This window comes from Streptomyces cyaneofuscatus (assembly GCF_033109485.1).
GTDB classification, from domain to species: domain Bacteria; phylum Actinomycetota; class Actinomycetes; order Streptomycetales; family Streptomycetaceae; genus Streptomyces; species Streptomyces cyaneofuscatus.
Genome location: NZ_CP137002.1, coordinates 3,061,569 through 3,073,844, shown reverse-complemented (window position 1 = coordinate 3,073,844; position 12,276 = coordinate 3,061,569). Strand labels below are relative to the sequence as shown.

General features: G+C 73.8%; 6 protein-coding genes and 1 pseudogene. All 7 read left to right on the top strand.

Features of this window, described 5'->3' with window-relative positions; genetic code table 11:
* The first annotated feature begins 57 nt into the window (after positions 1-57).
* The 7 genes and pseudogenes from R2B67_RS13020 to R2B67_RS12990 all read left to right on the top strand — a co-directional run bounded on the left by R2B67_RS13020 (position 58) and on the right by R2B67_RS12990 (position 12,260).
* Positions 58-1,764, top strand: a complete 1,707-nt coding sequence (locus R2B67_RS13020) for a glycerol-3-phosphate dehydrogenase/oxidase (protein ID WP_164237326.1) — start codon at positions 58-60, stop codon at positions 1,762-1,764.
* Between the two features lie 251 nt (positions 1,765-2,015).
* Positions 2,016-4,190 carry a serine/threonine-protein kinase gene (locus tag R2B67_RS13015; protein ID WP_317818025.1) on the top strand — a complete coding sequence of 725 codons (2,175 nt, stop codon included), beginning with the start codon at positions 2,016-2,018 and terminating at the stop codon, positions 4,188-4,190.
* A 198-nt stretch (positions 4,191-4,388) separates the two neighbouring features.
* A complete protein-coding gene (locus tag R2B67_RS13010; protein ID WP_317818023.1) occupies positions 4,389-7,424 on the top strand; it encodes a serine/threonine kinase C-terminal domain-containing protein in 3,036 nt (1,011 codons plus the stop codon).
* A gap of 161 nt (positions 7,425-7,585) precedes the next feature.
* Positions 7,586-9,250, top strand: coding sequence for a serine/threonine-protein kinase (locus tag R2B67_RS13005; protein WP_317818022.1), 1,665 nt, complete (start codon positions 7,586-7,588; stop codon positions 9,248-9,250).
* A gap of 103 nt (positions 9,251-9,353) precedes the next feature.
* Positions 9,354-10,103: pseudogene (locus R2B67_RS36175) on the top strand (serine/threonine-protein kinase); the annotation flags it as partial.
* 99 nt (positions 10,104-10,202) lie between these two features.
* Positions 10,203-10,463, top strand: coding sequence for a hypothetical protein (locus R2B67_RS36170; RefSeq protein WP_317818021.1), 261 nt, complete (start codon positions 10,203-10,205; stop codon positions 10,461-10,463).
* A 180-nt stretch (positions 10,464-10,643) separates the two neighbouring features.
* Positions 10,644-12,260: a succinic semialdehyde dehydrogenase gene (locus R2B67_RS12990; RefSeq protein ID WP_237327543.1), complete on the top strand. Its 1,617-nt coding sequence runs from the start codon at positions 10,644-10,646 to the stop codon at positions 12,258-12,260.
* Positions 12,261-12,276 lie beyond the last annotated feature (16 nt).

Genomic DNA, 12,276 nt, shown 5'->3' with positions numbered 1-12,276 from the left:
CCCCTCGGCCGGGTGGCACTCCCGTGTCCGACCACCCCGATCCACCGGGAGGCAGCAGTGAGGACAGCGACACTGGGACCCGCCGAGCGCACCGCCGCGCTCGCCGCCATGGCCGAGCGCGAACTGGACGTGCTGGTCGTCGGGGCGGGCGTCGTCGGCGCGGGCACGGCGCTGGACGCCGCCACCAGAGGACTCTCGACCGGCCTGGTCGAGGCGCGCGACTGGGCGTCCGGCACATCCAGCAGGTCGAGCAAGCTGATCCACGGGGGGCTGCGCTATCTGGAGATGCTGGACTTCGCCCTGGTGCGCGAGGCCCTGAAGGAGCGCGGGCTGCTCCTTGAGCGGCTCGCCCCGCATCTGGTGAAGCCGGTGCCCTTCCTCTACCCGTTGCAGCACAAGGGCTGGGAGCGGTTCTACGCCGGATCCGGCGTCGCGCTGTACGACGCGATGTCGGTCTCCTCGGGCCACGGCCGGGGCCTCCCCGTCCACCGCCACCTCACCCGCAAGCACGCCCTGCGCGTCGCCCCCGCGCTGAAGAAGGACGCCCTGGTCGGCGCCCTGCAGTATTACGACGCCCAGATGGACGACGCCCGCTTCGTCACCGAGCTGGTCCGCACCGCCGCCTCCTACGGGGCCCAGGTCGCCAACCGCGCCCGGGTCATCGGCTTCCTCCGCGAGGGCGAGCGGGTGGTGGGCGCGCTCGTGCAGGACGTCGAGGGCGGCAAGGAGTACGAGGTCCGGGCCAAGCAGGTCGTCAACGCGACCGGCGTGTGGACCGACGACACCCAGGGGCTCATCAACGAGCGCGGACAGTTCCACGTCCGGGCCTCCAAGGGCATCCACCTCGTCGTCCCCAAGGACCGCATCCACTCCTCCACCGGCCTCATCCTGCGCACCGAGAAGTCCGTCCTCTTCGTGATCCCCTGGGGCCGGCACTGGATCATCGGCACCACGGACACCGACTGGGACCTGGACAAGGCCCACCCGGCCGCCTCCAGCGCCGATATCGACTACCTGCTCGAACACGTGAACTCCGTCCTCAACACCCCCCTGACCAGGGACGACGTCCAAGGCGTCTACGCCGGGCTGCGCCCGCTGCTGGCCGGTGAGTCGGACGCCACCAGCAAGCTGTCGCGTGAGCACACCGTCGCCCACCCCGCCCCCGGCCTCGTCGTCGTGGCGGGCGGCAAGTACACGACGTACCGGGTGATGGCCAAGGACGCGGTGGACGAGGCGGTGCACGGGCTCGACCAGCGGGTCGCCGCCTGCGTCACCGAGGACACCCCGCTGCTGGGCGCCGAGGGATACAAGGCCCTGTGGAACGCGCGGGCCCGGATCGCCGATCGGACCGGCCTCCATGTCGTCCGGGTGGAGCATCTGCTCAACCGGTACGGCTCAATGACGGAAGAAATTCTGGAACTGATCCTGGCCGACCCCACCCTGGGTGAACCGCTGCCCGCCGCCGACGACTATCTCCGCGCCGAGATCGTCTACGCGGCCTCCCACGAGGGCGCCCGGCACCTGGACGACGTCCTCACCCGGCGCACCCGGATCTCCATCGAGACCTTCGACCGGGGCACCCGCAGCGCCCGCCTCTGCGCGGAGCTGATGGCTCCGGTGCTGGGCTGGGACGAAGGCCAGATCGACCGGGAGGTCGAGCACTACGAGAAGCGGGTGGAGGCCGAGCGCGAGTCGCAGCGGCAGCCCGACGACCTCACGGCGGACGCGGCCCGGCTCGGCGCACCGGACATCGTGCCGATCTAGGCCCTGGTCGGTCGGCTTTCACCCAGCAGGCCACCGCCCTTCACGTCCGGGCCAGTTGAGGGGGAGGAGCCCGGTCCCGCGGCGGTGGCCGCCCGGCCGGCGCTGGACGGGGAGGCCCGGTTGGTAGGAGGCTGTGGGATATTCCCTCTCCGGCTCGTATCGCGGCGGACCCCGGACCCGGCACCAGGACCGGTCCCGGGGTGAGGGACAATGAACGCTCTGCCAGGGCGGGTTGATCGCAGAGGGGACGCATGTCGGAGGCGGAGCAGGCGCGGGAGCCCCAAGGGGACAAGAACGGTCGTCTCCTCGCGGGGCGCTACCGGCTCGGGGGAGTGCTCGGCCGGGGCGGCATGGGTACGGTCTGGCGCGCCGACGACGAAACCCTCGGCCGCACGGTGGCGGTGAAGGAACTGCGGTTCCCGGGCGCCATCGACGAGGACGAGAAGCGCCGGCTGATCACGCGCACGCTGCGTGAGGCCAAGGCGATCGCACGGATCCGCAACAACGGCGCGGTGACCGTCTACGACGTGGTCGACGAGGACGACCGCCCGTGGATCGTGATGGAGCTGATCGAGGGCAAGTCGCTCGCCGAAGCGATCCGCGAGGACGGCACCCTGACGCCGAAGCGGGCCGCCGAGGTCGGGCTCGCCATCCTCGACGTGCTGCGCTCGGCGCACCGCGAGGGCATCCTGCACCGCGATGTGAAGCCGTCCAACGTGCTGATCGCCGAGGACGGCCGGGTCGTGCTCACCGACTTCGGCATCGCCCAGGTGGAGGGCGACCCCTCGGTCACCTCCACCGGCATGCTCGTCGGCGCCCCCTCGTACATCTCGCCGGAGCGCGCCCGCGGTCACAAGCCCGGACCGCCCGCCGACCTGTGGTCGCTCGGCGGACTGCTGTACGCGAGCGTCGAGGGCTGCCCGCCGTACGACAAGGGCTCCGCCATCGCCACCCTGACGGCCGTGATGACCGAGCCGCTCGACCCGCCGAAGAACGCGGGCCCGCTGACCGAGGTCATCTACGGGCTCCTCGCCCGCGACCCCGACCAGCGGCTCGACGACCGCGCGGCCCGGGCGCTGCTCAACAAGGTGATCAACGCTCCTGAGGTCCCGCCGGCCGACTCCACGCAGGTCATGGCCCTGCCGGTGGTCCCGGCCGACGCCGAACCGGGCGCGGGCCGGCTCGCGAAGGCGGCGAAGACCGCCAAGCCGCCGAAGCAGGCCACCGCCGCGCCGAGCGAGTCCGGCTCCGGTGAGGGCACCCGCGACCGGCTGCGCGGAGCGCTCCGTTCCGTACGGGGCGCCAAGGCGGCCGGTCTCGCAGCCGGCGCGGCCGGTGCGGCGGCTGCCTCGGCGGCCCCGGCCTCCGCCGCCCAAGCCCCTGCTTCCCAGGCCTCTCAGGCCTCCGCCGCGACCGGCTCCCCGGCCGCTCCGCCCAAGCCCGCCACGCCCCCCGGCACCCCGGGCGGCAAGGCCGCGAAGGCCTCCGGCCCGGCGGTCACCACCGCTCTGGCCGCCGGCCCCGGTTCGGCGGCGACGCCGGCGGGTTCCGGGGCCGCGTCCGGCGCGGCGGTACCCCCGCAGCGGCCTCCGACCTCACCGTCCACCCCCCGCGCCTCGATCACCGATGTCGTGCCGCGCCGCACCCTCGCGATCATCGCGGGCGTCGTCGTGCTGGCGATCCTCGGCACCGTCCTCGCGCTCACCCTCGGCGACGGCGACGACAAGGCCAACGCCGGTAACGGCAAGGGCGACACCACCGCCTCCGCCGGAGCCGCGGCGGGCGGGTCCGACGGCGAGGGCGACAGCAAGGGCGGGGACTCCGAGGGCGGCCAGAAGGAGGGGCAGGGCACCGAGGACGGCAAGGTGCCCGACGACCCGTCCGGCGACCCGTCGGGAGACGACCCGAAGACGGACGACCCCGGTACGGACGACCCGGAGACCGACGACCCGGCCGACGGATCCCTGCCCGCCGGGTACAAGAAGGTCGCCGACGACCGCTTCCACTTCACCATGGGGATGCCGGACACCTTCCGGCGCACGGCCATAGCGGGCACCAACTCCGGCGGCATCTACAACGCCGAGCGCGGCGCCTTCCCCCGGGTCCAGGTCGACTTCAACGGCTCGCCCAAGGACGACGCGGCCGCCGCCTGGAGCGGGGCGGTCGCCAGCGTCAGGCTCCTCAGCGACAACTACAAGCACATCGGCATAAAGAAGGTCGAGTACAACGGCTATCCGACCGTCGCCGACTGGACGTTCGAGCGCAGCCACAACGGCGTCCGGGTCCGGGTGCTCAACCGCGGCTTCAAGGTGGACGCCCAGCGCGGCTACTCGATCATGATCAGCTGCAAGGTCGACGAGTGGGACGGCGACGCGTGCCGCACGCTGCGCGAGACGGCGTTCGCCACCTTCACGCCCACGAAGTGAGCGTCGGCGAGCCGCGCGGGACGTATTGGGCGGGCCGGGTTGGTGCGACCTGGCCCGTCGGCGCGCGTTGCCACGTATCGTAAGACGACGGAGACCGTACGCAGCCGGAACAGTGGGTCAATTGCCCGCCGAATGACCACAACTGACTGATATGCACGGTTCGATGACCGGGGGAACAGCGCGCTCTGGGGAGGCGTCGTGGACGACTACGCGGGTCGGGTGCTTGCCGACCGCTACCGCCTGCCGCTGCCCCCGTCCGACGGGTACGAACTGGTCGAGACCCGGGCGTTTGACACATACAGCGGTCAGGAAGTCCTGGTCCGCCAGGTGCCGTTGCCGGAGATCGTGGACGCCGAGGTGCTCGACGCCGACGGCCGGGCGCCGGTCGGCGGACGCACCACCGGGCGGGCGGTGCGCCGTAGTACGGACCCCGCGGTCCGGCGGGCGATCGAGGCCGCGCAGGCCGCCGCCCAGGTGCCCGACCACCCCCGGCTCGACCAGGTCTTCGACGTGTTCGCCGAGGCCGGTTCGCTCTGGATAGTCAGCGAGCTCGTCGCGGCCCGCCCGCTCGCCGCCCTCCTCGCCGAACGCCCCCTGAACCCCTACCGGGCCGCCGAGATCGGCTCCGACGTCCTCACCGCCCTGCGGGTGCTCCACGCGCACGGCTGGACCCACCGCAACATCACCGCCCGCACGGTCCTGGTCTGCGACGACGGCCGTGTGATGCTCACCGGCCTCGCGGCGGGCGCCGCCGAGGAGGCGCTCTGCGGGTACGCCCCCGAGCCGCTGCCCGACGACGAGCCGGCGTACGAGGCGCCCGGGGCCCATGAAGCTGCCGGGTCCTACGAGACACCCGGGTCCTACGAGGCGCCCGGGATCGGCGGGGCCGACGACACGCTCGGGATACCGGTCGTCGAGGCGGTCGACGCCGACGAGCCCGATGAGCTGCCGGGCGCTCGGCCCGGCACGCCGGAGGGCCGTGGCGCATACTCCCTCCCCCCGGCCGAGGCGTACGACAGCCAGGAACTCCCGCTCGTACCGCCGTATGTGCGGGCCCAGCCGTCGCAGAACGACGCCTACCGCCCGGGCCGGGGAGACGGGCCGGCGCCCGAGGCCCCCGGGACTCCGGAGGCGTACGGCACCCCCGGTGGCCAGGAGCTCGTGCCGCGTCCCGCCACGCCCGCCGTGCCCTACACCCCGGCCCCCCGGCCCCCCGCCGAGCCCGGCGCCGCGAGCGCCGCCCAGCTGCGGGCCGCTCGCGCCGGGGCGATCGCCGCCTACCGGGCCGGGGCGCGCGCCGCCGCCCGGGTCACCGAGGACCGTCAGCAGGCGGCCGGGAGCGCCCCGACGAACCTCTCCAAGGAGGCGCCCGGCACGGACGAGGACGCGACCGGCATCCTCCCCCCGCCGCGCCCCGAGCCCGACGCCTTCGAACCGGGCCCCGACGCCCACGGCCCCGCTGCCACCGAGCCCGGCCCCGCCTCCGCCGGACTCCCCGGCCCCCGCCTCACCGGCCCCTGGGGCAGCCCGCCCGAGGACCCCTACGACGACGATGACGAGGACGACGACGAGGGCCCCCGCCCGCCCCGCCGCGTCCACCTCGCCGGCACCTGGGACGACGGCCCCGGCTCCGGGCGCTCCGTCCCCGCGGGTGGCTCCGGCGCGGACGCGCTGCGCGCCGACTCCCGCCGCCCCGGCCAGGCGGCCATCGCCCCCGCCACCCGCCTCCCCGCCGAGCGGACCCCCTCCAGCACCTGGGAGGAGGCCGTCGCGGGCAGCCGTAGGACCGCCGTCTACCGGGGCCCCGCGACCCCGCTCGCCGCCGAGCGCGCCCGGCAGGCCCGGATCGCGGTCGTCGGGCCCGTCACCGAGCGCTGGGCGCCCGAACAGGCCGGTCCCGTCCACGACAACTGGCAGCTGGCCCCGCCCATCGGCCCCTCCACCGACCTGTGGGCGCTCGGCGCCCTGCTCTACCGCGCGGTCCAGGGCCACGCCCCCTACCCCGAGGAGAGCGCGGCCGAGCTGGTGCAGATGGTCTGCGCCGAGCCGCCCGCCTTCGCCGAGGAGTGCGGCGCGCTGCGGCCCGTCGTCGAGTCGCTGCTGCGCCAGGACCCCACCGAGCGGCCGGACTTCGAGGAGCTGCGCGGCTGGCTGCGCTCGCTCGTGCGGTCCGCCCCCGAGCCCGAGGCGGGCGCCGACGTCGTCCCGCTGCCCGCGCCCGACGCCACCCGGCTCCCCGTCGTACGCCGCCGGGGCGAGCTGGTCCGCAGGCGCCGGGGCCGGTTCGGCGGAGGTTCCGCGCACGGCCGCCACCGGCAGGGCAAGCGGCAGCGGCAGCAGCAGGAGAAGCAGCGCGCCGCCGAACGCCACGACCTGCGGCAGCCACCGCCGCGCCACGAGTCGCTGCTGCCCCCGGGTCCCGACCAGGGCCGCGCTCATCCCGTCGACGCCTGGGAGCCCCGCCCGTCCCGCGCCCCGCGCGAGCCCAAGGGCCCCCGGGTGCTGCGCGAGCCCGCCCGGCCGCGCGACGGGCGCTCCCCGCGCCACCTCGGCCGGCTGCTGCTGATCCTGATCCTGCTGCTGATGGCCGCGGCCATCACGTACGCCTTCCTGTTCATGCCGAAGCAGGAGCAGGGGACCCAGCAGGGCGCGCCCGGGCGGTCCACGGGCTCCGCCGCACCGCCGCCCCCCGCCGCCTCCGGCTCGCCCGCGCCCTCCGAGGAGGCGAGCACCGACCCCGGCTCCCAGCAGCCGCAGACCAGCCGCTCCGCCGTCGCGCTCCCCTCCGGTTACGTGCTCCGCAAGGACGCGGAGGGCTTCGAGGTCGGCGTACCGAAGGACTGGCAGCGCAGCCCCGCCAACACGGACCGTCAGATCCGGTACAGCAGCGACGGGTTCACGCTCCTCGTCGTGCCCGGCCGGGACTCCGTGAAGGCGGCGGGCGGCGACCCGCTGGACTACCAGCGCGTCAAGCAGCTCGAACTCCAGCCGTTCCGGGACTCCAGCTGGGCCACCTCCTCCGGGCTGCGCCGGGTCGACGTGGGTCGGCAGGCCATGGCCGAGGGGCAGTTCACCTGGCAGGAGAGCGGTGGCCGCGAGGTCTACGTCCGCAATCTCGCCATGATCGTCGACGGCCGCTACCACATCGTCCAGGTCATCGGCCCGGAGGACGAGCGCGACAAGGTCACCGAGATCTACCAGCAGGCCATCGCCTCCTACCGGGTGAACGCCTGACCGTCCGGGTTCCCTGACCGCACGTCACCGGAGCCAGGTGGCCAGGGCCGTTGTCCGGTGCCGACAACCATCACAGTGCGGTCTCGTGGGCGATCCCCCGTTCCGCCCCGCCGCCCGCGCTCCGTAATCTGGCAAGCTGAGGAACGGGGGCGGGGACACACGTGGATCGATCACAGGGCACGGCTGCGGGACTGGTGCTGGCGGGGCGTTACCGGCTGGGCGAGGTGCTGGGCCGCGGCGGCATGGGCAAGGTCTGGCGCGCCCATGACGAGGTGCTCCACCGCACGGTCGCCGTCAAGGAGCTGACCGCCGGGCTGTACGTCGCCGAGGCCGACCGGCTCGTGCTGCACGCCCGCACCCAGAAGGAGGCGCGCGCCGCCGCCCGCATCACCCACCCCGGCGTCGTCACCGTCCACGATGTGATCGAGTACGACAAGCGCCCCTGGATCGTCATGCAGTACGTCGACGGGCCATCGCTCGCCGACGAGGCCAAGGAGAAGGGCGACATCGCCCCGCGCGAGGCGGCCAGGATCGGCCTCCACGTCCTGAGCGCGCTGCGCGCCGCCCACAGCGCCGGGGTGCTGCACCGCGACGTCAAGCCCGGCAACGTCCTGCTGGCCCGGAGCGGACAGGTGCTCCTCACCGACTTCGGGATCGCCGCGATCGAGGGCGACTCCACGATCACGCGGACCGGTGAACTGGTCGGCTCCATCGACTATCTGGCGCCCGAACGGGTACGCGGCGGCGATCCCGGCCCCGCCTCCGACCTCTGGTCCCTGGGCGCGACCCTGTACACCGCGGTGGAGGGGCGCTCGCCGTTCCGCCGTACGTCGCCGATCTCCACCATGCAGGCCGTCGTCACCGAGGAACCGCCGCCGCCCGTCAACGCCGGTCCCCTCGGCCCCGTCATCACCGCGCTGCTCCGCAAGGACCCGGCTGACCGGCCCACGGCCGCCGACACCGAGCAGATGCTGCTGGACGCCATGGAGGGCCGGGAGCCGCGTTCGGCGCAGGCGCACGTGCCGACCCAACGGGTGCCGGAGGAGGACCGGTTCGCGTACGCCGGCCCGGACGGCTCCACGGCCCGGCTCCCCGGAACGGTCCCCTCCACTCCGGCTCCGGCCGCCCCCGTCGCGGGCCGCCCCTCCGCCCCCGTCACCCGGCGTGCCGGCTCCCGGCGGTGGCGCACGGTGCTCGTCGTGGTCGTCGCGGCGGCGGTCCTCGGCGGCGCGGGCGGACTGGCCGCGATGAAGTACGGGCAGGGCGCGTCGGCCGACGGCCGGACGACCACCACGCCCCCCACGTCCACCGCGCCCCGGACCACCCCGCCGCCCACCGCCACCGACCCCGGCCCCGCGCCGGAGATACCCGACGGCTGGCGCCGGGTCGAGGACCCTGCGGGCTTCAGCCTCGTCGTACCGAAGGACTGGACGCGCGAGGTGAACGAGGGGCAGATCGACTACACCCCGGACGGCGGGGCCCACCGCATCCGGATCAGCGTCGACCCGGACCCGGACTTCGACCATCCGTATCTGCACATGCAGAACATGGAGGAGCAGCTGGCTGACCGGCTGCCTGGCTACCAGCGGATCAGGCTGGAGAAGAACATCTTCCGCGACCGGCCCGGCTCCCTCTGGGAGTTCACCTGGCACGAGACCCAGGACCACGCGGGACCCCGGCACGGGATCGACCAGATGTACTACGGGGGGTCCGGCGGCCCGGAGTACGCCCTGTATCTGACCGCCCCGCAGGAGGGCTGGGAGGCCAGCCGCGAGAAGTTCGACATCATGCTGCGCAGCTGGCGGGCGCCGGGCGCGCAGAACTGAGCGACGGACTGAGCGACGGCGGGATCTCCCGTACGTCACGGCTCTGCATCCGCTGACCGGCCTCGGTGGTGCGCGCCCCCCCGGCGTGAACCAGGATGGGGCGCATGAGCACCGACGGGGGACGGGCGAACGAGCCCACCAGCTACGAACTCCGGCCACCGACACCGCAGGCCCCACCGGGAGCCGGCGGCCCTGGATCGTCATGGAGCTGGTGCGCGGCCAGTCGCTCGGCGACCGCCTCCAGGAAGGCATCCTGGACACCCGGGAGGCCGCCAGGATCGGTCTCGCCGTCCTCGACGCGCTGGCCGCCGCCCACAACGCGGGGGTCCTGCACCGGGACGTCAAGCCGGACAACGTGCTGCTCGGCACCGCCGACCGGGTCGTCCTGACCGACTTCGGGATCGCCCAGGTGGAGGGGGAGCAGCGGCTGACGGAGACGGGGGCGTTCGTCGGCTCGCCGGAGTACATCTCGCCGGAGCGGGTCCTCGGCCAGCACCCCGGCCCCGCCTCCGACCTCTGGTCGCTCGGGGTCGTGCTGTACGCGGCGGTGGAGGGGATGTCCCCTTACCGCCGCTCCAGCACCCCCGCCACCCTCCAGGCCGTGCTCTCCGCCGAACCGCAGATGCCCGCCCGGGCCACGGGCGCCTTCGGGCTGCTCGTGATGCGGCTGCTCCGCAAGGACCCGGCGGCCCGGCCGCCCGCCGCCGAGGTCCGGCGCATCCTCCAGGAGATCGCCGCCCCGGCCCGCACCACGGAACCCTTCGCCACGAGGGAGGGCGGCGGCAGCAAGTGGGTGCCGCCGGTGCTGCACCGCAACCGGGCCGCGCAGTTCGGCCTGGCGGGCGGGGCGGTGCCCAGGGAGTACAAGCGCGTGCAGGAGGACGACAACCCCGGCGCCGACGCGGCGGCCCGCAAGGTGTACTAACCGAAGGGCGGGGCCGACACCACGCAGATGGAGGACGCCTCCGTCACGTACAAGAAGGTCACGCACCAGGGGCGCCCGGCCGTCGAGATGATCACGGACTACATCCCGTACGCCTCCTCCTCCGACGACGACCCGGTGCGCTACCGCTTCCACGAGCTCCTGATCCCCGGCAAGAGCCCCTCCGACCCCTACTGGCACGTGCGGGTGCGGATGCCCGCCAAGGGGCAGGCTGTGAAGGACGGGGCCACGATCTTCACCGAGGTCACCGGGGGGGCTGAAAATTCATGATTCCTGAGCGCGGCGGGCGGACCACGGGTGCCCGGTCCGCCGGAACGCCACTGATCAGCGGTTATGCCGCCAGCGATCACTGGCTCGGTCGCGCCGGTGGTCCCGGGCGGGTGGCGGGTCCTGTGAAAAACTGTTACCGACGGGTACCCAAAGGGTGCGGCTGGACATACTCTCGGCCTCATGACGGACTCGCAGGCCCCTGACGCCCCTCTCGGTACGAACCCCGTCGCGGTCGCCCCCGCCGGCGTGCGCACCGCCGCCGATGTGGTCACCCCCGAGGTGATCGCCCAGCTGGTCCGCGGCGTCGTCGGATCGGGCCGCACGGCCAACCACACGCCGTTCACCGGGGAGAAGCTGGCCGATCTGCCCGAGTCCACCCCCGAGGACGTCGCCACCGCCTTCGACCGGGCCCGCGCCGCCCAGCCCGCCTGGGCCGCCACCCCCGTACGGCAGCGGGCCGCGATCCTGCTGCGCTTCCACGACCTGGTCCTCAGCCGCCAGTCCGAGGTCCTCGACCTCATCCAGCTGGAGACCGGCAAGGCCCGCCTGCACGCCCACGAGGAGGTGCAGGCCGTCGCCGTCGCCGCCCGCCACTACGGGCGCAAGGCCGCCGCCTACCTCAAGCCGCGCCGCCACACCGGGGTCGTCCCGACCCTCACCAAGGTCACCGAATTGCGCCAGCCGCGCGGGGTCATCGGCCAGATCGCCCCGTGGAACTACCCCTTCGAGCTGTCCGTGGGCGACGCGCTGCCCGCGTTCGTCTCCGGCAACGCCGTCGTGATGAAGCCCGACACGGAGACCGCGCTCACCGCCCTGTGGGCCCGTGACCTGCTCATCGAGGCCGGACTGCCCGCCGAGGTCTTCCAGATCGTGCTCGGCGAGGGACCCGTCGTCGGCCCCGAGGTGGTCAGCCGCGCCGACTACGTCTCCTTCACCGGCTCCACCCGCACCGGCCGCGAGGTCGCGATCGGCGCGGCCTCCCGGCTGGTCGGGGTATCGCTGGAGCTCGGCGGCAAGAACGCCATGCTCGTCCTGAAGGACGCCGACGTGGAGAAGGCCGCCGCGGGCGCCGTCCGCGCCTGCTTCTCCTCCGCGGGACAGCTCTGCATCTCCATCGAGCGGCTGTACGTCCACGAGTCCATCGCCGACGACTTCGTGGAGCGGTTCGCCACCCGGACCAAGGCCATGCGGCTCGGCACCTCCCTCGCGTACGGCGCCGACATGGGTTCCCTCGTCGGGGAACGCCAGCTGGAGACGGTGACCCGGCATGTCGCCGAGGCCGTCGAGAAGGGCGCCACGCTCGTCGCGGGCGGGGTCGCGCGCCCCGACATCGGCCCGCTCTTTTACGAGCCGACCATCCTGGACGGCGTCGAGGCGCCGATGGCCGTCTGCACCGAGGAGACCTTCGGCCCGGTCGTCGCCATCTACCGCTTCAGCGACGAGGACGAGGTCATCGCGGAGGCCAACGCCACCCCGTACGGCCTCAACTCCAGCGTCTGGACCACCGACTCCAGGCGCGGCCACGAGGTCGCCGCCCGGCTGCGGACCGGCACCGTCAACATCAACGAGGGGTACGCCCCCGCCTACGGCAGCGTCCAGTCCCCGATGGGCGGCATGAAGGACTCCGGCCTCGGCCGGCGGCACGGCTCCGAGGGCATCCTCAAGTACACCGAGGCCCAGACCGTCGCCCAGCAGCGGCTGATCCCGCTCGCCCCGTCCTTCGGCATGGACGACGAGAAGTACGCCGCGTTCATGACGAGCAGCCTCAAGGTGATGAAGGCGTTCCGGCTGCGCTGAGCGCCGTCGCCGGTCC

Coding starts and splice junctions, on each gene's coding strand:
- R2B67_RS13015 (WP_317818025.1), top strand. CDS start 2,016: ATGTCGGAGGCGGAGCAGGCGCGGGAGCCCCAAGGGGACAAGAACGGT.
- R2B67_RS36170 (WP_317818021.1), top strand. CDS start 10,203: ATGGAGGACGCCTCCGTCACGTACAAGAAGGTCACGCACCAGGGGCGC.
- R2B67_RS12990 (WP_237327543.1), top strand. CDS start 10,644: ATGACGGACTCGCAGGCCCCTGACGCCCCTCTCGGTACGAACCCCGTC.